This window comes from Halorubrum tebenquichense DSM 14210 (assembly GCF_000337415.1).
GTDB lineage: Archaea > Halobacteriota > Halobacteria > Halobacteriales > Haloferacaceae > Halorubrum > Halorubrum tebenquichense.
Genome location: NZ_AOJD01000032.1, coordinates 43,675 through 62,726, shown reverse-complemented (window position 1 = coordinate 62,726; position 19,052 = coordinate 43,675). Strand labels below are relative to the sequence as shown.

Below are 19,052 nucleotides of genomic sequence, written 5' to 3'. Positions count from 1 at the left end.
CCGGGATCGGGTCGCCCTCGGCGGCCATCGCCGTCGAGGAACTCGCGCGCGTCGGCGTCGACACGTTCATTCGAGTCGGCTCCTGCGGTGCGATCCAGCCCGAGATGGCGGTCGGCGACCTGGTGATCACGACCGGCGCGGTCCGGCAGGAGGGGACGAGCGACGAGTACGTCCGCGAGGACTACCCCGCGAGCGCCGACGGCGAGGTCGTCTCCGCGCTGGTCGCCGCCGCGGAGCGGCTCGGCCACGACTACCACACCGGCGTGACGATGAGCGCCGACTCCTTCTACGCGGGACAGGGCCGCCCCGGCTTCGAGGGGTTCGAGGCCGCCGGCTCCGACGAGCTGGTCGCGGAGCTGCGGGACGCGAACGTGAAGAACATCGAGATGGAGGCGTCCGCGATCCTCACCATCGCGAACGTGTACGGGCTCCGGGCCGGGGCGGTCTGCTCGGTGTACGCGAACCGCGTGACCGGCGAGTTCCGGACGGAGGGCGAGTCGCGCGCCGCGGAGACCGCGAGCCTCGCGGTGAAGCTGCTCGCGCGCATGGACGAGGCGAAACGCGAGGCGGGGGCCGACCGCTGGCACGCCGGCCTCTCGCTGTAGCCGACGCCCCCGCAGTCCGGCGGCCTCGAATCCACTCCCCGCGGCGTCAACGACGTTCCAAAGCGACTTTACCCGCGCGCCGCGGAGCGACACGCATGAGTACACAGGTCGTGGTCGTCGGCTCCGGGTACGCCGGCGCAGGGGCGGTGAAGGCGTTCGAAGACGAGGTCGGCGAGGGCGAGGCGGAGCTCACGTGGATCTCCGAACACGACTACCACCTCGTCTTACACGAGGTCCACCGCGCGATCCGCAACCCCGCGGTCGAAGACAAGATCACGATCCCCGTCGACGAGATCAAGTCGCCCCAGTCCGACTTCGTTCAGGGCCGGGTCGTCGACGTCGACACCGAGGAGCGCGTCGTCGAGACGGACGACGGGACGACCGTCGACTACGACTACCTCCTCCTGGGCGTCGGCTCCACGACGGCCTTCTTCGGCATCGAGGGCCTGAAGGAGAACGCCCACCAGCTGAAGGGGCTCGAGGACGCGAAGGCGATCCACGAGGACGTCCGCGAGGCGGCCGCCGAGGCCACCCGCTCCGACCCCGTCGAGGTCATCGTCGGCGGTGCCGGCCTCTCGGGCATCCAGACGGCCGGCGAGATCGCCGAGTACCGCGACAAGCACCGCGCGCCGATCGAGATCAAGCTCGTCGAGGGCCTCGACGAGGTCTTCCCCGGCAACGACCCACAGATCCAGGGCGCGCTGCGCCAGCGGCTGGAGGACGCCGACGTGGAGATCCTCACCGGCGACTTCATCTCGAAGGCCGACGAGGAGGCCGTCTACCTCGGCGGCGGCGAGGACGAGGAGCCGGAGGAGCTCGCACACGACGTGCTGATCTGGACCGGCGGCATCACGGGCCAGCCGGAGTTAGAGAACGTCGAGGTCGACAAAGACGAGCGCTCGAACCGCGTCCACGCCGGCTCCGACTTCGCCACCAGTGACGACCGCGTGTTCGCCATCGGCGACACCGCCCTCGTCGAGCAGGGCGACGACGACGTCGCGCCGCCGACCGCGCAGGCCGCCTGGCAGGCCGCCGAGGTCGCCGGGGCCAACCTCGCTCGCGCCGCCCGCGGCGCGCCGCTCCGCTCGTGGACCCACGAGGACAAGGGGACGGTCATCTCCGTCGGCGAGGAGGCGGTCGCCCACGACGTGATGGGGATGCCGATCAAGACGTTCGGCGGCAAGCCCGCCAAGCTGCTGAAGAAGGCCATCGCCACGCGCTGGATCGCCAAGGTCTCCTCCGCGAGCCGCGGCGTCAGCGCGTTCGGCGACATGTAAGTCGGGGTAACTCGCGGTAGCGACGTTCTTCGGTGATCTCGGTTCGGTCGTACCACCCGCTGAATTCTATTAGTTCGTGGGTTGGGGACGAAGCGGTCGATCGATAGGGTGCCTACTATACAGGAAGTGACACTATGTTTGGATATTCCCAGCCGGCGAACTCACGTGATCCCGAACGTCGATGGCAATGAGAATCTGGTTGAACGCTTATGATCGTGGGACAAGTTGTCTTGATACATGACTGTGGTTCCAACGGAGTGGAGTGAGCCGGATTCTCGGCTAGGCGTCTACTACGAACTCCTCTGGATAGGGCTGGCGATTGTCGGTTTCGGTGCGGTCGCGTACTGGGAGCTGTTCTCAGTCACTGTCTCGATCACGCCACAGCGACTTACCGGCGCGATAATCCTCGGGGTGACTCTCGGAACTGCTGTGACGTACGGCTCGTTCGTGAGCGAGCGGTTCCAACGACTCTGGGAAACTTCCCCGGTTCGGTTCGCTGGCCTCTTCGTATTCATCATGGGCGTCCAACTCGGACTCAATGTTGCCCCCACTTGGACGGTACTTACGATGCTAGCGTCCCTTCTTACACTCGTACCGCTTCGCGTCGCCGTCTACTTTCGTACGCGGTAACCACTACGGCGAATCGCCACACGGTTCGTCTGTACTGACCGCTCGAAGGTCAGAGAACGGTCGACCGCCGAGAACTTCGAGAAGCGTCGTTTCGACGGAAGGCCCCGTATCCGTTTGGCACGAATCCAACCGTCGCTGTTAGTACCGTCAGTGCTCGGCCGGCTCGTCGGGCGCTCGCATGTCGTCGATCCGCAGGATGAGGACGTTCGCGGTGTCGTCTTTGCCGTCGACGGTCCCGTCGATGACGAGCTTGGAGAGCGGCGTCGGACCGACGGTGACGGAGTCGCCCTCGTGGAAGTCGCGGACCGAGCCCTGAACGTGGATCTCGGCGCGGCACAGCTCGGGGTGGTGGACGCTGGAGAGGTCGATCCCGTCGACGTTGACGCCCTCGATCTGCTCGCCCTCGTGGTAGATCGGGACGTCGGCCGGCTCGTCCATGCGCTGGATGTCGAGCGCCTCGTAGGCGTTCGAGGTGGGCTTGTAGCCGCCCTTCGGTCCCGGGACGCCCTCGACCAGTTGGAGGGCCTTGAGGCTCTGCATCTGGTTGCGGATCGTCCCCGGATTGCGGTCGACCTCCTCGGCGATCGCCTCGCCTTTCACGGCGTCCTCCTGTTCCCCGTACAGGTTGATCAGGGCCGTGAGGATGCTTTTCTGGCTCGATGTGAGCTCGATCGATGACATGGGAACAGATAGATAGCGCCCCCGCTTAAATGCGATGGAACTCACTTATAAACGATCGTGTGGGATGCGCTCGGCGGCGGGCTACGGCCGGCTCCGGTCGGTTCGGGTCACTCGCCGCGCAGCCGCTTCATCCGAACGTACGCGATCGGACTGGAGAGCGCGACGACGACGCCGACGCCGACCAGCGCGAGCCCGAGGTCGGTGGAGACGAACGACACCGCGCCGCCGACGAGCCCGACCGCCGCGCCGGTGAACGCGACCGCTATCATCGCGCCGATCGGCTCGATGTCGCCGGGGTCGACGGAGTACGAGTCCGAACTGTCCATGATCGCCCCGTGGCGGGCCGGGCGCAAAACGGTGTCCGATCCGGCACGGCGGGGGCAGTTGGCACCGCGCGGCTCCGGTCGCCGCCGCCGTGCTCGGCGATCCCCACCATTGAAGCGCCGGCGCGCCGCGTAGCCGGTATGACCACGGTCAGGATCATCGGCGCGCCGACAGACTACGGGGCGAACCGACGCGGGGTCGACATGGGACCGTCGGCGATCCGGTACGGCGGACTCGCAGACCAACTCGCCGGGGCGGGCGTCGAGACGGCCGACGCCGGCGACCTCCACGTCCCGCGGGCCGAGGAGCGCGATCCGGACGCGGACGCGCCCAGCGAGGGGAAGGCGAAGTTCCTCCGCGAGACGGCCGACGTCTGTCGGCGGCTCGGCGACGAGGTCGCGGCGACCCTCGCCGACGGCGAGGTGCCGCTCGCGCTCGGCGGCGACCACTCCATCGCCATCGGGAGCCTCGCCGGGTCCGCGCGCGACGCGGACATCGGCGCGGTGTGGTTCGACGCCCACGCCGACCTCAACACCCCCGCGACGACGCCCTCGGGCAACGTCCACGGGATGCCGCTGGCGGCCGCGCTCGGGATCGGCGAGTTCGCGGACACCGAGTGGGCGAACGCGCCCGGGCTCTCCCCGGAGAACGTCGCCCTCGTCGGGCTCCGGTCGGTCGACGAGCCCGAGGCGGAGCTAATCAGAGACCGCGGCTTCGCGGCGTACACGATGTCCGACATCGACGAGCGGGGGATCACGGCGGTCACGGAGGAGGCGCTGTCGGTCGCCTCAGCGGGCGTCGACGGGATCCACGTCAGCCTCGATCTGGACTGGCTCGACCCGAACGCCGCCCCCGGCGTCGGGACGCCCGTCCGCGGCGGCGTCACCTACCGGGAGGCGCACAGCGCGATGGAGATCGTCGACGAGACGGACGCGCTCCGGTCGATGGAGCTGGTGGAGGTGAACCCGACGCTCGACCAGCACAACGAGACGGCGGAGCTGGCGACGGAGCTCGCGGCGAGCGCGCTGGGGAAGCGGGTGTTGTAAGTCGCAGGTCGGATCCCGTCGAACGCGGCCGCGTCAGACGCCGCGGTCGAGCTGTTCGACGACCCGCTGGAGGTCCGCCGCGGACTCGATCTCGCCTTTGATCTCCTCGCGGCGGCGCACCGCCGCCGAGTCGGCGTCGTACGCGCGGACGAACTCGGCGCGGGTGTGCTCGTCGAACGCGTGGCGGATCGCGAAGTAGCCGTCCGGGACGATGGTGCCACACACCTTGCACTCGTGGCGCTGGTGGTCGTTGGTCTGGTGGACGATCGCCGCCTCCACGTCGTCGAAGGCGGCGTCGCAGTCGCCGATCCCGCACGTCCAGCGAGGGGCCATACCCGGACTCTCGCCCGCGGGAGATTAACGCTTTCCCAAGTCCGCCGGCGCTCGGTCCGGCGTCGACCGGCCCCGCGAACGGGCCGCGCGGCCTGCGGTCGCGGCACCGTCGTCGTCGAACGATACGCCTTTGCGCGACCGCGACGACCGTCCGACCGTGACCCGATCGCAAACGCGCGTCGACGCCCACGTCAAGGTGCTCGACGACGAGGTCGTCGCCCGCGCGAAGGCCCGCGGGATCGACGCGCTCGTGTACGCGCCGCACTTCACGCGCCTCCCCACGGTCCGCGAGCGCGCGGCGCGGTACTCCGACGACGAACTGACGGTCGTCCCCGCCCGCGAGGTGTTCACCGGCGACTGGGGGAACCGCCGGCACCTCCTCGTCGTCGGGCTCTCCGATCCGGTCCCCGACTACATCACGTTCGAGGGCGCGATGGCGGAGTTCGAGCGGCAGGACGCCGCGGTCCTCGTCCCCCACCCCGGCTTCGCCACCATCTCGCTGACGCGCCCCGAGGTCGACGCCCACGCCGACCGGATCGACGCGATAGAGACGTACAACACGAAGCTGCTGCCCCACCAGAACGCCCGGGCACAGCGCACCGCCGAGGTGACCGACTGCGCCGGCTTCGGCTCGTCGTACGCGCACCTCCCCGGCACGGTCGGCGAGGCGTGGACGACGTTCGAGGGCGACCTCGACGACGCCGAGGCGGTCGTCGACGCGTTCCGCGAGCGCCGCCCCCGAACGGTGATCCACCGCGGCGGAGCCGGTCACCAGCTCCGCGGGCTCGTCGAGTTCGCGCACCTCGGCTACGAGAACACCTGGGCGAAACTCGACCGGATGTTCCTCTCCGGCAACGAGCCGACCCTCCCGTCGAACGTGGCCTACGAGGGCCGGTTCGACGACGTGAGCGTCTACGAGTAAAGGAAAAAGCGGCGGCGCGTGCCTGCGAGCGGCCGACAGGCCGCGAGTCAGCACGCGCGAGGGAGTCGCGAGCGGACGGGCGACCGAAGGGAGCCCGGAGCGAGCGACGAGGTTGGGGAGGTGTGAGGTGCGGTTGCCGTGCGGGGTGGGACTCGAAGGGGCAGTCGCGAGGGCGAAGACGCGCGACGCAAGGACCGCAGGGAGCGAGCGAAGCGAGCGACTGAGGACCACAGCGAGCGCATCGAGTCCTCGCGACTGGGGCTTCGGCGGTGTTCTCAATCATATCGATCCCAACGGCGGACTCCGTCATGGTTGAGGGCCTCGGAGGTCGTGTTGATACGCCCTGACTCCAACGTCTCTTCACCGCAAACGCCCGATCGATCGAGCGTGTCGATCGACGACGTTCAGGCTCAACAAGATATTTCATCGCTCGCTCTGTCCGCGTATACATGCCCTCCCGCCGTCGATCTCTCCTGATCGCTGGCTGTTCCGCTATCACCGCTCTCTCCGGGTGTCAAGGTCTGGGTCAGGGACAACGCCCGCGGATCGATCTGGAGATCCGGAACTACACGGACGAGCCACAGCCGCTGAAACTCGAACTACTCCGTGAAGACGAACCGACGCGCTCCGAGGCGCTGGTGCTCGACAGAGAGTACACGGTCCCAGCGTCGGACGGTTCCGACGATTCCGCGGGAACGACTCGAACGTCAGATGTCGTCCCGGAACGACGATATCTCGTCCGGGTTCTCCTGAAAAACGGACGGTTCGAGACCTTCCACGCCCACTATTACCCCGCCGAATCGAACACGAAGGCGATCGACTTCGGAATCTACCGCGACGAGACGACGGAGAATCCGTTCGTCGACTTTCGTGGACTCTCGTGACTCCTTACTACGGCTCAGGAACTGCGCTGGAAGATTAAGACATCTCCAGCTATTAGGGGGACCCTGACGACTTATATGCCGAATCCGGCCGCCGCCTCCGAGGCGGTCTGTGCGGCCGCGGAGAGGTCGAGGTTGAGGTTGACCACGTAGGTGTGGATCGCCCAGAGCGCGGCGATCTCGACGGCGGTGATGATCACGGTGACGAGGTCGGCGTACTTGCTGCTCGTCGTCACGCCGGTCGGCAGCGAGTACTCCTTATCGGAGAGCGGGTGGAACAGCGCGATGCCGCGTCGGCTCCCGACCACGTCGAGGATGTAATGCGTCAACACGCCGATCCACACGTACTGGAGGTTGCCGAAGACGATCGGGTACGCTAAGAACACAGCCAGTACCGGGAGGCTGTGGAGCGTCTTCCGGTGGCGTCCGAAGGCGGTGTCGACGTCGGGGAACAGCGCCCCCAACACGACGGGGACGGTTATCTCCGCGATCGCCCGGGCGGTCGCCGCGTCGACCCCCGGTTCGAGGACGAACCCGAGCCCCAAGGCGAGCAGCAGGCCGTTGAGCACGTGGCCGCGTTTGTTCATATCGTTCGCTCTGCGCGTCGGCAGGTCAAACCACCGGATCGCGGCGACGGTCCCGTCCCGACCGCGCTTCACCCGCTCGCCCGATCACTCCCGCTCGGACGCCCTCTTCCCGGGTCGAAAGAGCCACGGCGACCGCGTCCGACCCGCCCGTATGGAGTACGAGGAGCCGAAGTTCTTCCACGTGATGCAGTACGCCGCGGCCGCCGACGGCGACGTCATCGACATGGTGAGCGGCAACCCGGACTGGGAGCCGCCGGCCGCGCTCCGCGAGGCGCTCCGCGAGTACGCGGATCTGCCCCCCGCCGACTTCCAGTACCCGCCGAGCGAGGGACTCCGCGAGCTGCGAGAGGCGGTCGCCGAGCGCAACGGCGTCGACCCCGATCGCGTGGTCGTCACCAACGGCACCGGCGAGGCGAACTACCTCGCGATGGCCCGCGCGCTCGATCGCGACGCCGGCGACGAGGCGCTGCTCACGGACCCCGTCTATCCCTACTACCCGGGGAAGACGCACCTGCTCGGCGGCGAGCCGACGCTGGTCCCGACCGCCCGCGACGGGAGCCTCGACGTCGACGCGATGCGCGCGGCCGCGAGCGAGGACACCGCCCTGATCGTCCTCAACACCCCGAACAACCCGACCGGCGCGGTGTACGACCTCGACGCGGTCCGCGAGGTCGTCTCGATCGCCGAGGCGGTCGACGCCCTCGTGGTCGTCGACGAGGTGTACGACCGGTTCGACCTCTCCGGTTCGTTCGAATCGGCGCTGGCCATCGACTCCGACCGGGTGATCGTCACGAGCGGCTTCTCGAAGTCGATGGCGATCACGGGCTTTCGCGTCGGCTACGGGATCTTCCCGGAGGCGCACGTCGACGACGCCAAAACCCGGCACATGCTCGTGAACGTCGCCGGGGCGCGCCCCTCGCAGTACGCGGTCCACCACGCGCTCGCCGAGACGCCCCCGGAGTACTACGCCGAGGCCCGCGACCTGCTCGCGGCCCGCGTCGACGCGTTCACGAGCGCGCTCGACGCGGCGGGCGCGGAGTACAGTCGTCCGAAGGGGGCCTTCTACGTGCTCGCGCGCTTCGAGGGCTTCCCGGGCACGATGGCGAACGTCAAGCGGCTCGTCGACGAGGCGGGCGTCGCCGGGATGCCGGGCGAGGCGTTCGGCACCGCCCGCGACGAGTGGATCCGGTTCGCGCTGGTGACGCCGCGCGCGACCGAGGCCGCCGAGCGGCTCGCCGGCTACTTCGCCGACGACTGACGCGTTCCCACGACTCCGCCGTATTCAAATACGCGCGCGCAGACCAACGGGTATGGAGCAGATCGACGACCAGTACGCGCCCGCGGACGTCGAGGCCGCGGTCGACGAGTACTGGGACGACCACGACGCCTACGAGGCGGCGAAGGAGGCGCACGCCGACGACCCGCCGTTCTTCTTCGTGGACGGCCCGCCGTACACCTCCGGGCAGATGCACCTCGGAACCGCCTGGAACAAGACGCTGAAAGACGCCGTCATCCGACACAAGCGGATGACCGGCCACCGCGTCACCGACCGCCCCGGCTACGACATGCACGGGCTCCCGATCGAGGTGAAAGTCGAGGAGGAGCTCGGCTTCGAGAACAAGCGGGACATCGAGGAGTACGGGATGGAGTCGTTCATCGACAAGTGCAAGCAGTTCGCCGTCGAGAACCGGGCGGCGATGGACGAGGACTTCAAGTCCATCGGCGTCTGGATGGACTGGGACGACCCCTACGAGACGATCGACCCCGAGTACATGGAGGCTGCGTGGTGGGCGTTCTCCGAGGTCGCCGACAACGGCCTCGTCGAGCAGGGGAAACGCTCGATTTCGCAGTGTCCGCGCTGCGAGACCGGCCTCGCCAACAACGAGGTCGAGTACGAGGACGTCGAGGACCCCTCGATCTACGTGAAGTTCCCGCTCGCCGACCGCGAGGGGAGCCTCGTCATCTGGACGACGACGCCGTGGACGATCCCGGCGAACACCTTCGTCGCCGTCGACGAGGACCTGACCTACAACGCGGTCCGCGCCGAGCGGGACGGCGAGGCGGAGCTGATCTACGTCGCCGCCGAGTGCGTCGAGGACGTGTTACAGGAGGGCCGCTACGAGAGCTACGAGGTCGAGGCGGAGCTCTCCGGCGACGACCTCGTCGGCTGGGCGTACGACCACCCGCTCGCCGACCGCGTCGCCGAGTACCCCGACTTCGACGGTGCCGGACGAGTGTACGCCGCCGACTACGTCGAGGCCGACCGCACCGGGCTCGTCCACTCCGCGCCGGGCCACGGCGAGGAGGACTTCCACCGCGGCACCGAGCTCGGACTCGACATCCACTGCCCCGTCGGGCCGAACGGCGAGTTCACCGAAGCCGCCGGCGAGTACGCCGGCCAGTTCGTCCGCGACGCCAACGACGACATCATCGCGGATCTGGTCGCCGACGGGCACATGCTCGCGCACGGCACCGTCGACCACAGCTACGGCCACTGCTGGCGCTGTGACACCGGGATCATCCAGCTGGTCACCGACCAGTGGTTCATCTCGATCACGGACGTGAAAGACGACCTCCTCGACAACATGGAGGACTCGGAGTGGCATCCGGACTGGGCGCGGGACAACCGGTTCCGCGACTTCATCGAGGACGCCCCCGACTGGAACGTCTCCCGCCAGCGCTACTGGGGGATCCCGATCCCGATCTGGGTGCCCGAGGACGCGGCGTCCGGGCGGCTCGACGAGGACATGATCGTGATCGGCACCCGCGAGGAGTTGGCCGACCGCGTCGAGGAGGACGTCGACCCCGAGTCGATCGACCTCCACCGGCCCTCGGTGGACGACCTGACGATCGTCGAGGACGGCACCACCTACCGGCGGATCGACGACGTGTTCGACGTGTGGATCGACTCCTCGGTGGCCTCGTGGGCGACGCTCGGCTACCCGTCAGAGGAGGCGGCCCACGACGAGCTGTGGCCCGCGGACCTCATCGTCGAGGCGCACGACCAGACGCGCGGCTGGTTCTGGTCGCAGCTCGGGATGGGGACCGCCGCGGTCGGCGAGATCCCCTACGAGGAGGTGCTGATGCACGGCTTCGCCAACGACGAGGACGGTCGGAAGATGTCGAAGTCGGTCGGGAACATCGTCACGCCCGAAGAGGCGATCGACCGCGCCGGGCGCGACCCGCTCCGCACCTACCTCCTCAGCCACGACCAGCAGGGCGTCGACCTCGCGTTCGAGTGGGACGGGCTCGGCGAGATCCAGGGCAAGCTCAACATCCTCTGGAACGTGTTCCGGTTCCCGCTGGAGTACATGGCGCTCGACGGCTACGACCCGGCCGCGGCCGACCTCGCGGACGGCGAGCTCGAACTCGTCGACGAGTGGGTGCTCTCGCGGCTCCAGTCGGTCGAGGCCGAGGTCGCCGAGGCCTGGGACGACTATCAGGTCAGCGACGCGGTCAACGCCGTGATCGAGTTCGTCACGCAGGACGTCTCGCGGTTCTACGTGAAGGCGGTCCGCGACCGGATGTGGGAGGAGGCAGATTCCGCCTCGAAGCGCGGCGCGTACGCCACGCTCGCGACCGTCCTCGACGAGGTGATCCGGCTGCTCGCGCCGATCGCGCCGTACCTGACCGAGCGGATGTACCAGCGGCTCGACGGCGCGGCGACGACGGTCCACGCGCTGTCGTACCCCGAGCCGGACGCCGACCTGCGCGACCCCGACCTCGAACGCGACGTGGCCGCCTTCCGCGACGTCGAGGAGGCCGCCGCGAACGCGCGCCAGCAGGCCGGTCGAAAGCTCCGCTGGCCCGTGCCGCGCGTCGTCGTCGAGACGGACGACGAGACGGTCGCGGCCGCGGTCGACCGCCTCTCCGACCTCATCGCCGACCGCGTCAACGCGCGCGAGGTGGTCGTCACCGACGCGTTCGACGAGCTGGTCGAGACCGCCGAGCCGCAGATGGCCGCCATCGGCCCGGCGTTCGGCGGCGACGCGCAGAAGGTGATGGAGGCGGTCCGGGGCGCGACCCGCGCCGCCGTCGAGGGCGGCGAGGTCACCGTCGACGGCGAGCCGGTCGACCTCGACGACGAGATGGTCGAGTACGTCGCGGAGCCGCCGGAGCACGTCTCCGGTGCCGACTTCGAGGGCGGGGCCGTCTACGTCGACACCTCGCTCACCGACGACATCGAGTCCGAGGGGTACGCCCGCGACGTGATCCGCCGGATCCAAGAGATGCGCAAGGAACTGGACCTGGACGTGGAGGCGCGGGTCCGCGTCGGCGTCGCGGTCGACGACGACCGCGTGGCGGGCTTCGTCGACGACCACGCCGACCTGATCGCCGGGGAGGTGCGCGCCGACGCGTGGCTCGACGACCCGAGCGACGCCGCGGCCGCCGAGGGCGGCCTCGTCGAGGAGTGGGAGGTCGAGGGCATCGCGGTCACCATCGGCGTCGAACCGGTCGCGTAGCGGCCGGAACTCGCCGCCCTCCCCGACCGGTTCGCCCCGTCTTCTCCCGTCAATCGCGCTGCCGCCGAAACCTATAGGTGCGTTCTTTACTCACGGTTGAACATGTATGTCCGGGCGGCTCGGCCCGACGACGCGGAAGCGCTGCGGACCGCGGTCTCGCGAGCGCGCGAGGAGACGGTGTTCGACGACATCGGCGCTCCCTTACTCGACGTGTCCGCCGCCGGCGTCCGCGAGGCCGCCGCGGAGGCCGAGTGGTCCTTCCTGATGGAACACGACGAGGAGGGACCGGTCGGACTGGCTATCGCCCACCCGGACCCGGACGGCACCGAGGCGGAGCTGCTGGCGCTGTGGGTCCACCCGAACCGCGCCGGTGAGGGGGTCGCCGACGAACTGCTCGCGCGCGTCGGCGACGCTCTCGCGGGCCGCGGGGTCGACACGCTCCGCGCGACGGTCCCCTCGGACCGCCCCAGCGCCGAGGAGTTCTTCAGCGCACACGGGTTCACGCACCGCGGGACGCGTCGGAGCCCGGCGGGCGACGAATCGGTCGTCGTCGCCGATCCGCGGACGCTCGCGTAGCGATCGGCGATCGGCGACGGGAGGGGCCGAGTTACTTCAGCCGCTCCTGGAGGAACGACGGGTGCGCGGCGGTGACGCCCTCGACGCCGAGCAGCTTCTCGGAGATGACGTCGCCGAGTTCGTCGCCGTCGCCGGCGCGCACCTCGGCCATCAGCATGTGGTCGCCGGAGGAGGTGTACAGCGCCTGGACCTCGTCGAGCGACTTCAGCTCGCGGGTGGCCTCGACGTACTGGCCCGAGTCCACGTCCATCCCCACCATAGCGATGGACTGCGAGGAGAGCTTCTTCGGGTCGACCTCCGCCGAGTAGCCGACGATCACGCCCCGGTCCTCGAGGCGGTCGATGTACTTCCGCACCGTCGGCTTCGAGACGTCCGCTCGCTCGGCGATCTCTCCGCAGGACGCCTGCGCGTCCTCTTCCAACACAGAGAGGATCCGTTCCTCCGTCGATACCGTACTCATACCACTCCGTTTGTCACCAATGAAAAAATACCTTCCGAATCAGAAAACGAACGCACCGCGCCGTGAACGGCCGCGCCGGCCGGTCAGGAGTGTTTGTCGAGGAACATGTCGTGGGAGCGCTCCCACTCGTAGTCGTCGTCCCAGTAGCGCTCGGCGAGCGGCTCCTCGGGCATCTCGCCGATCGTGCGCTTCTCCTCGCCGTAGGAGGGGCGGTCCTCGTCGACGTAGAAGCGGCCGGTGAGGACCTCGCCCTCGTAGAGCGACTCCTCGGTCTCGCGCATCATCTCCGCGGCCTCGACGCGGTCCGTCTTGTCGAAGTCGTAGTCGTCGGACTCGTTGACGTCGATGTACGGGACGTACTGGCGCGCGTCCTTGTTCCAGGTCGGGCACTGGGTGAGGAAGTCGACGTGCGCGAACCCGTCGTGTTCGATCGCCTCGGTGATGATCTCCTTGGCCTGGTTCGGGTTGACCGCGGCCGTGCGGGCGACGTACGAGGCACCGGCGTTCAGCGACATCGAGAGCGGCTTGATCGGCTCCTTGGCGCTGCCCGACGGCTGCGTCTTCGACTTGTGGCCCTTCGGGCTGGTCGGGGAGGTCTGGCCCTTCGTGAGCCCGAAGATCTCGTTGTTGAAGACGATGTACGCCATGTCGTGGTTCTCCCGGGCCGTGTGGATGAAGTGGTTCCCGCCGATCCCGTAGCCGTCGCCGTCGCCGCCGGCGGCGATCACTTCGAGGTCGGGGTTCGCGAGCTTCGCGGCGCGGGCCACGGGCAGCGAGCGCCCGTGGATCGTGTGGAAGCCGTACGTGTCGAGGTAGCTGTTCAGCTTGCCCGAACAGCCGATCCCGGTACAAAGCAGCGTCTCCTCGGGCGTGCGCCCGACCTCGGGGAGCGCCTGCTTGAGCGCCTTCAGGACGCTGAAGTCACCGCAGCCCGGACACCAGGTCGGCTGCGGCTCCACGCCGGGGGTGTACTCGTCGCGGTCGATCTCTCGCTCCTCTCCGATCGCTGAAAACGTGCTCATTGGTTAGTCACCTGCGGCTGGGACGAAGGTGGTCTGATGGCCGGACGCGTCGCCGTCGTCCTCGACGAGCGCGGCCTCGAACCCGTCGACGATCTCCGCCGGCTCGAACGGGTTCCCGTTGTACTTCAGCAGGCTCGACAGCTTCTCGCCGTAGCGGCCGAGGTTCTTCTGGACGAGCCCGCGGAACTGTCCGGACGCCGTCATCTCGACGACGAGGACCTCGTCGACGCTCTCGATGAACTCGGCGACCTGCTCGCTCGGGAACGGGAGCATGTCGGAGACGCCGTACGACTTCACCGAGTGGCCTGCGTCGTTGAGGCGGCCGACCGCCTCCTCGACGGTCCCCTGCTGGCTGCCGAACGTGAGGATGCCGTACTCGGCCTCCTCGGGGCCGGCGTACGAGCCCGTGTCGACCTGATCGAGGTCGTCGCGGATCGCCGCCAGCTTCTCGGCCCGTCGGTCTATCTGCGCGACCCGGTTGTCCGGGGACTCGCTGATGTGCCCGGTCGGGTCGTGCTCGTTGCCGGTCGCGAGGAAGCGACCGCCCTTCTGCCCGGGGATCGAGCGCGGCGAGACGCCGTCGTCGACGTCGTGCTGGAAGCGGTGGAACTTCCCGTCCGCGCTGTGGGGCTGCTCGGAGAGCGCGTCCTCCGAGAGCGTCTTCCCGAGCGTCGGGTTCGGCTCGCGGTCGAAGTGGCTCTTCGGGACGTTCGTCAGCTCCCCGCCGAGCTTCTGGTCGTACAGGAGGATCGACGGGATCTGGTACTCGTAGGCGAGCCGGAAGGCGATCCGCGACTGCTCGTACGCCTCCTCGACGGTCCCCGGCGCTAAGACGACGCGCTGGGAGTCGCCCTGCGAGGTGTAGAGGACGTGTTCGAGGTCGGACTGCTCCGGCTTCGTCGGCATCCCGGTCGACGGGCCGGCGCGCATGGCCTCGACTAAGACGACGGGCGTCTCCGTCATTTCCGCGAGCCCGAGCGGCTCGGACATCAGCGCGAACCCGCCGCCGGAGGAGCCGGACATGGCCTTCACGCCGGCGTGGGAGGCCCCGACCGCGAGCGCGGCCGCGGCGATCTCGTCTTCGACCTGCTCGGAGATCCCGCCGAGCTTCGGCAGGTTCTTGGACATGATGGTGAACACCTCGGTCCACGGCGTCATCGGGTAGCCGGAGATGAACCGGCACCCCTCGTCGATGGCACCGTAGGCGATGGCGTCCGACCCGGACATGAGCAGCTGTTCCTCGTCGTGTTCGCCGGTCGGGACGGACACGTCCGGCGCGTCCACGTCGTACTCCTCGCGGACCTGGTCGTACGCGATCTGGAGGATCTCGAGGTTCGGTTCGAGGATCTTCTCCGGCATCGCGTCGCGCATGAGGTCCTGGACGTGATCGAGTTCCATCCCCGTGATCGCGCAGGTCGCGCCGACGCCGGCGGTGTTGCGCATGACCTCGCGACCCTGGTCGCGGGCGAGCCCGCGGAGGTCGAGGGGATAGACGTGCCAGTCGTTCTCCTCGGCGCGCTCCTCGAAGTTCGGAATCTCGGAGGCGTCCAGCAGCCCCTCGTCGTACACGATGACGCCGCCTTCGCGGAGCTCGTCTAAGTTCTCCGAGAGCGGTTTGATCTCTTCGTTCCCGTAGACTGCCTCCTCCTGCGGGTTGCGGGCGAACGAGTCGCCCAGCGCGAGCAGGAAGTTATAGCCGTCGCCGCGGGAGTTGACCGGGCCCTCCGACGCGCGGACCTCGGTGTACGTGTGACCGCCGCGGATCCGCGACGGGTAGTGCCGATGCGTGAAGACGTTGAGCCCCGATCGCATCAAGGCCTTCGCGAAGTTCTGGCTGGTCGAAGCGATCCCGTCACCGGATCCCCCCGATATCCGCCAGATGAGTTCGTCGTCAGTCATAGTGGTGTGTGAGCCCGTACGGGCCTCGTGAGGTGACGTTACGTTGGTTCCCTCTTAGGGCTTGCTATGGAATCACAAGGAACAATGATGAAGGTCTATTAGGGCGACAACCGTTCACACGGTATCGACGGGGGCTTCCGCGCCCTTTTACTTCGACGCACGCCGAACGCGGGCATGCTCACGTTCATCGGACTCGGCCTCTACGACGAGCGGTCGATCACCGTGGAGGGCCGGGAGGCGCTCCGGGAGAGCGACCGGGCCTTCGCGGAGTTCTACACCAGTCGACTGGTCGGTGCCGACGTCGCCGACCTGGAGGCGCACCACGGCGTCGACGTCGAGGTCCGCGACCGGGCGGGCGTCGAACGGGACCCGGAACCGATCCTCGACGCGGCCGAGTCCGAGGACGTCGCGTTCCTCACCGCGGGCGACACGATGATCTCGACGACGCACACCGACCTCCGGCTCCGCGCCGAGGAGCGCGGGATCGACACGCGCGTGGTCCACGGCGTGACCGCGCAGTCGGCGTCGTCGAGTCTGACGGGGCTCCAGAACTACCGGTTCGGCAAGGCGACGACGCTCCCGTTCCCGTACGCCCACGGCGGCGACGACGTGCCCGCGAGCGTGATCGAGACGGTCGAGGCGAACCGCGAGCGCGGCCTCCACACCGTCGTCTACCTCGACATCAAGGTCGGGACCGGCCCGACCGGCGCGGACCCCGACCACGAGGAGTACATGACCGCGGACGTCGCCGCCGGGATGCTCGCCGACGCGTGGGAGGACGCGCTCGGGGTCGTCGTCGCCCGCGCGGGGTCGCCCGACGCGGTCGTCGCGGCCGACCGGCTGAGCGCGCTCGCCGACCGCGAGTTCGGCGACCCGCTCCACCTGCTCGTGATCCCCGGCGACCTCCACCACGTCGAGGCGGACGCCCTCGTCGGGCTCGCCGGCGCGCCGGGGTCGCTCGTCGAGGAATAGGTTCCCTTTCAGCCCTCATCGGCGCTTCCGAGCAGGCTCCGATCCGACCGGACGCTTGAATATCGTGGGCAGCGTTACCACGAGCCATGAACGACGTTCCCGTCGAGCGGCTCATGTCGACCGACCTCACGACCATCGAACGCGGGGCGGCCGCGGCCGAGGCGGCAAAGCGGATGCGCGAGACCGACGTGAGTTCGATCCTCGTCGTCGAGCCGGACGGCGCGCTGGCGGGGCTGATCACCGCGACGGACTTCGTCGCGCTCGTCCGCGACAACGACCCGAAGGACCGGACGCCGGTGGAGGCGTTCATGACGACGGACGTCGTCACCGTCGGGCGCGACGCCGCCGTCGCGGAGCTGGCGGAGCCGACCGCCCACGGCTACACGCATCTCCCGGTGACCGACGACGACGGCAGACCGGTCGGCATGGTGTCGACGACGGACCTCACCGCGTACCTCTCGCGGGCCGGGTGACGGCCCCGGCGCGCCTCGGACGGGGCCCGGATGCGCCGTCCGAGTTGTGCGTTCCGGAAGAGTAATGCGACACGGTAACGCACACCTCGGCATGGATCTCGACGACAGAACGCGCGTCGCGGACGTCATGTCCGCGCCGCTGGAGACGATCGGAGCGGACGCGCCCCTTCGAGAGGCCGCCCGACGCATGCGCGACCAGGAGATCAGCGCGCTCGTCGTGACGACCGGCGGCGGCTGTATCGTCACGCAGAGCGACGTCGTCGCGGCGGTGGCCGACGAGCGCGACCTCGCGGCGACGGCCGTCCGCGACGTGATGACCGAGGACGTGGAGACGGTGACGCCGGACCTCATGATGCAGGAGGTCGCCGCGATGATGACGATGTACGGCGTCAAACACCTCCCGGTCGTCGACGACGACTACGTCGGGATGGTCTCCTCGACGGACATCGCGGAACACCTCTCCTGACGGGGTCGGGAGCCGCGCGCGGACCCGACGAACCGGACCGGGTCCGCTCCCGGCTCGCTGAGCCTCACAGCAACAGCAGCGGCAGCCCGGCGACCACGCCCACGGCGATCAACAGGAGGTTCCAGAGGAACACCGGGCGGACCAGCTCCCGCGCGATGCTCGCCGCGAACGCGGTCTTGATCAGGATGCTGGCCGCGGTGCCGGCGACCACGCCCGCGACCGCGGTGTCGACGCCGATCTGTCCGGTCCCGAGCAGCGAGACCGCCGTCGTCGTCGAGGTCCCCGAGGAGACCAGCCCGGCGAGGAAGGACGTGGCGACGAACCCGCCCGCGCCGAACGTCTCCTCGGCGACCGCGGAGACCAGCAGCACGATCAGGAAGAGGCCGCCGAAGGTCAGGGCGTTGCGCAGGCTGAACGGAGAGGTCAGCTCCGCCTCCATCGTCGTTCGCCAGTCGCTGCGCCACACCGCGACCCCGATCCCCGCGACGGTGATCGCGCCCAGCGGGGCCCCGACCACGAGCGCCGCCTCCGGGACGAAGGCGGCCACCACCGCGGCGTTCCGGAACGCCATCGCCGCGTTCGCGAGGAGGATCGACCCGACCGCGATCTCGCCGAGGTCGGCCCGGCCCTTCGCGCGCTTCGCCATCTCCGCGACGACCGCCGTCGAGTTCACGAGGCCGCCGAAGAAGCCGGTGACCGCGTAGCCGCGCCCCTGATACCGCTTCACCAGGACGTAGTTGACGAAGCCGATGGCGCTGACCGCGACCACGAGCGACCAGACGAGCCGCGGCTGGACCGCGTTCCACGGGTCGATCGTCTCGGCCGGCAACAGCGGGAAGACGACGAACGCGAGGATGGTGAACTCCACGGCGCTGCGGACCTCCTCGCGGGAGAGCCCCCACGCGAACTCGTGGAGCTCTCGCTTCAACACTAACAGCAGCGACGACAGCACCGCCACCGTCACCGCCTCGATGAACAGCCCCTGCGCGACGAGGACGCCGACCCCGTAGGCGACGAGCATCGACGCCGACGTCGTCAGCGAGAGCCCGTCGACCGTCTCCTCGACGAAGCTCCGGACCGCCAGTAGCACCGCGCTGGCGACGACCGACACGCCGCCGACGACGAGCAGCCCCGGCTCGTCGAGCACGGAGAACACCGCCGCCGCGAGGCTGATGAGCGCGAACGTCCGGATCCCCGCCGACTTCTGCGACCACTCGCGCTCCAGCCCGAGGAACATCCCGAGCGCGGTCGCCAACACGAGTTTGGCGACGTTCGTCTCCAGGTAGACGAACGGGTCGACCCCCTCCATCACCCCCGACCACCTCGCCGCCGCGTCCTCGGACCGAACCGCGCCGCTCCGACCCGCCCTCTTGCGATCATGGCCGCCCGTTCCCGCCGGTCACGTCTATAGCTTGCTATATAGCGCTATATATTC

General features: G+C 68.9%; 20 protein-coding genes. 12 read left to right on the top strand and 8 right to left on the bottom strand.

All coding sequences use genetic code 11. The features are described 5' to 3' along the window. The 3 genes from C472_RS05850 to C472_RS05840 all read left to right on the top strand — a co-directional run. Positions 1–605, top strand: a 605-nt coding sequence (locus tag C472_RS05850; protein WP_006628885.1) for a nucleoside phosphorylase, incomplete at its 5' end; no start/stop codon positions are given. A gap of 95 nt (positions 606–700) precedes the next feature. Next, positions 701–1,882, top strand: coding sequence for an NAD(P)/FAD-dependent oxidoreductase (locus tag C472_RS05845; protein ID WP_006628884.1), 1,182 nt, complete (start codon positions 701–703; stop codon positions 1,880–1,882). 237 nt (positions 1,883–2,119) lie between these two features. Next, positions 2,120–2,512 carry a hypothetical protein gene (locus C472_RS05840; protein ID WP_006628883.1) on the top strand — a complete coding sequence of 131 codons (393 nt, stop codon included), beginning with the start codon at positions 2,120–2,122 and terminating at the stop codon, positions 2,510–2,512. A gap of 147 nt (positions 2,513–2,659) precedes the next feature. On the opposite strand, the gene C472_RS05835 is transcribed toward C472_RS05840, so the two are convergent. Both C472_RS05835 and C472_RS05830 read right to left on the bottom strand, forming a co-directional pair. Next, complete coding sequence (locus C472_RS05835; RefSeq protein ID WP_006628882.1) at positions 2,660–3,193, bottom strand: Rrf2 family transcriptional regulator; 534 nt, start codon at positions 3,191–3,193, stop codon at positions 2,660–2,662. 107 nt (positions 3,194–3,300) lie between these two features. Further along, a complete protein-coding gene (locus C472_RS05830; RefSeq protein ID WP_006628881.1) occupies positions 3,301–3,519 on the bottom strand; it encodes a hypothetical protein in 219 nt (72 codons plus the stop codon). Between the two features lie 138 nt (positions 3,520–3,657). Between C472_RS05830 and rocF the strand changes: the two genes are divergently transcribed. Continuing rightward, positions 3,658–4,563, top strand: coding sequence for an arginase (gene rocF, locus C472_RS05825; protein WP_006628880.1), 906 nt, complete (start codon positions 3,658–3,660; stop codon positions 4,561–4,563). A gap of 33 nt (positions 4,564–4,596) precedes the next feature. Here the strand turns inward: rocF and C472_RS05820 are convergent, their stop codons facing one another. Continuing rightward, positions 4,597–4,896, bottom strand: coding sequence for a DUF7565 family protein (locus tag C472_RS05820; RefSeq protein WP_006628879.1), 300 nt, complete (start codon positions 4,894–4,896; stop codon positions 4,597–4,599). A gap of 130 nt (positions 4,897–5,026) precedes the next feature. Between C472_RS05820 and C472_RS05815 the strand changes: the two genes are divergently transcribed. After that, entirely contained in the window at positions 5,027–5,818 is a 792-nt protein-coding gene (locus C472_RS05815) for a PHP-associated domain-containing protein (protein ID WP_006628878.1), read from the top strand. Between the two features lie 449 nt (positions 5,819–6,267). Next, on the top strand, positions 6,268–6,702 hold the full coding sequence (locus tag C472_RS05810; RefSeq protein ID WP_049906365.1) for a hypothetical protein: 435 nt from the start codon (positions 6,268–6,270) through the stop codon (positions 6,700–6,702). Between the two features lie 71 nt (positions 6,703–6,773). Here the strand turns inward: C472_RS05810 and C472_RS05805 are convergent, their stop codons facing one another. After that, entirely contained in the window at positions 6,774–7,286 is a 513-nt protein-coding gene (locus tag C472_RS05805; protein WP_049906364.1) for a metal-dependent hydrolase, read from the bottom strand. Between the two features lie 151 nt (positions 7,287–7,437). On the opposite strand from C472_RS05805, the gene C472_RS05800 reads away from it, so the two are divergent. The 3 genes from C472_RS05800 to C472_RS05790 all read left to right on the top strand — a co-directional run bounded on the left by C472_RS05800 (position 7,438) and on the right by C472_RS05790 (position 12,325). After that, entirely contained in the window at positions 7,438–8,544 is a 1,107-nt protein-coding gene (locus C472_RS05800) for a pyridoxal phosphate-dependent aminotransferase (protein WP_006628875.1), read from the top strand. 52 nt (positions 8,545–8,596) lie between these two features. Continuing rightward, entirely contained in the window at positions 8,597–11,749 is a 3,153-nt protein-coding gene (gene ileS / locus C472_RS05795) for an isoleucine--tRNA ligase (RefSeq protein WP_006628874.1), read from the top strand. 102 nt (positions 11,750–11,851) lie between these two features. Continuing rightward, positions 11,852–12,325: a GNAT family N-acetyltransferase gene (locus C472_RS05790; RefSeq protein ID WP_006628873.1), complete on the top strand. Its 474-nt coding sequence runs from the start codon at positions 11,852–11,854 to the stop codon at positions 12,323–12,325. 31 nt (positions 12,326–12,356) lie between these two features. On the opposite strand, the gene lrpA1 is transcribed toward C472_RS05790, so the two are convergent. From lrpA1 to C472_RS05775, 3 genes are all read right to left on the bottom strand, one after another. Next, complete coding sequence (gene lrpA1, locus C472_RS05785) at positions 12,357–12,785, bottom strand: HTH-type transcriptional regulator LrpA1 (protein ID WP_006628872.1); 429 nt, start codon at positions 12,783–12,785, stop codon at positions 12,357–12,359. Between the two features lie 83 nt (positions 12,786–12,868). Beyond that, positions 12,869–13,807 carry a thiamine pyrophosphate-dependent enzyme gene (locus C472_RS05780; protein ID WP_006628871.1) on the bottom strand — a complete coding sequence of 313 codons (939 nt, stop codon included), beginning with the start codon at positions 13,805–13,807 and terminating at the stop codon, positions 12,869–12,871. 3 nt (positions 13,808–13,810) lie between these two features. Then, positions 13,811–15,706 (bottom strand): 2-oxoacid:acceptor oxidoreductase subunit alpha, encoded by a 1,896-nt coding sequence (locus C472_RS05775; RefSeq protein ID WP_006628870.1) that lies wholly within the window; start codon positions 15,704–15,706, stop codon positions 13,811–13,813. Positions 15,707–15,880: 174 nt separating this feature from the next. Between C472_RS05775 and dph5 the strand changes: the two genes are divergently transcribed. The 3 genes from dph5 to C472_RS05760 all read left to right on the top strand — a co-directional run bounded on the left by dph5 (position 15,881) and on the right by C472_RS05760 (position 17,617). Further along, positions 15,881–16,678: a diphthine synthase gene (dph5, locus tag C472_RS05770; RefSeq protein WP_006628869.1), complete on the top strand. Its 798-nt coding sequence runs from the start codon at positions 15,881–15,883 to the stop codon at positions 16,676–16,678. 86 nt (positions 16,679–16,764) lie between these two features. Continuing rightward, positions 16,765–17,151, top strand: coding sequence for a CBS domain-containing protein (locus C472_RS05765; protein ID WP_006628868.1), 387 nt, complete (start codon positions 16,765–16,767; stop codon positions 17,149–17,151). A gap of 91 nt (positions 17,152–17,242) precedes the next feature. After that, positions 17,243–17,617, top strand: coding sequence for a CBS domain-containing protein (locus C472_RS05760; protein ID WP_006628867.1), 375 nt, complete (start codon positions 17,243–17,245; stop codon positions 17,615–17,617). Positions 17,618–17,681: 64 nt separating this feature from the next. On the opposite strand, the gene C472_RS05755 is transcribed toward C472_RS05760, so the two are convergent. Next, on the bottom strand, positions 17,682–18,926 hold the full coding sequence (locus tag C472_RS05755) for an MgtC/SapB family protein (RefSeq protein ID WP_006628866.1): 1,245 nt from the start codon (positions 18,924–18,926) through the stop codon (positions 17,682–17,684). Positions 18,927–19,052 lie beyond the last annotated feature (126 nt).

Excerpts from the sequence above, each read along its gene's own strand:
- C472_RS05845 (WP_006628884.1), top strand. The coding sequence starts at position 701 with ATGAGTACACAGGTCGTGGTCGTCGGCTCCGGGTACGCCGGCGCAGGG.
- C472_RS05840 (WP_006628883.1), top strand. The coding sequence starts at position 2,120 with ATGACTGTGGTTCCAACGGAGTGGAGTGAGCCGGATTCTCGGCTAGGC.
- C472_RS05835 (WP_006628882.1), bottom strand. The coding sequence starts at position 3,193 with ATGTCATCGATCGAGCTCACATCGAGCCAGAAAAGCATCCTCACGGCC.
- C472_RS05830 (WP_006628881.1), bottom strand. The coding sequence starts at position 3,519 with ATGGACAGTTCGGACTCGTACTCCGTCGACCCCGGCGACATCGAGCCG.
- rocF (WP_006628880.1), top strand. The coding sequence starts at position 3,658 with ATGACCACGGTCAGGATCATCGGCGCGCCGACAGACTACGGGGCGAAC.
- C472_RS05820 (WP_006628879.1), bottom strand. The coding sequence starts at position 4,896 with ATGGCCCCTCGCTGGACGTGCGGGATCGGCGACTGCGACGCCGCCTTC.
- C472_RS05810 (WP_049906365.1), top strand. The coding sequence starts at position 6,268 with ATGCCCTCCCGCCGTCGATCTCTCCTGATCGCTGGCTGTTCCGCTATC.
- C472_RS05805 (WP_049906364.1), bottom strand. The coding sequence starts at position 7,286 with ATGAACAAACGCGGCCACGTGCTCAACGGCCTGCTGCTCGCCTTGGGG.
- C472_RS05800 (WP_006628875.1), top strand. The coding sequence starts at position 7,438 with ATGGAGTACGAGGAGCCGAAGTTCTTCCACGTGATGCAGTACGCCGCG.
- ileS (WP_006628874.1), top strand. The coding sequence starts at position 8,597 with ATGGAGCAGATCGACGACCAGTACGCGCCCGCGGACGTCGAGGCCGCG.
- C472_RS05790 (WP_006628873.1), top strand. The coding sequence starts at position 11,852 with ATGTATGTCCGGGCGGCTCGGCCCGACGACGCGGAAGCGCTGCGGACC.
- lrpA1 (WP_006628872.1), bottom strand. The coding sequence starts at position 12,785 with ATGAGTACGGTATCGACGGAGGAACGGATCCTCTCTGTGTTGGAAGAG.
- C472_RS05780 (WP_006628871.1), bottom strand. The coding sequence starts at position 13,807 with ATGAGCACGTTTTCAGCGATCGGAGAGGAGCGAGAGATCGACCGCGAC.
- C472_RS05775 (WP_006628870.1), bottom strand. The coding sequence starts at position 15,706 with ATGACTGACGACGAACTCATCTGGCGGATATCGGGGGGATCCGGTGAC.
- dph5 (WP_006628869.1), top strand. The coding sequence starts at position 15,881 with ATGCTCACGTTCATCGGACTCGGCCTCTACGACGAGCGGTCGATCACC.
- C472_RS05765 (WP_006628868.1), top strand. The coding sequence starts at position 16,765 with ATGAACGACGTTCCCGTCGAGCGGCTCATGTCGACCGACCTCACGACC.
- C472_RS05760 (WP_006628867.1), top strand. The coding sequence starts at position 17,243 with ATGGATCTCGACGACAGAACGCGCGTCGCGGACGTCATGTCCGCGCCG.
- C472_RS05755 (WP_006628866.1), bottom strand. The coding sequence starts at position 18,926 with ATGGAGGGGGTCGACCCGTTCGTCTACCTGGAGACGAACGTCGCCAAA.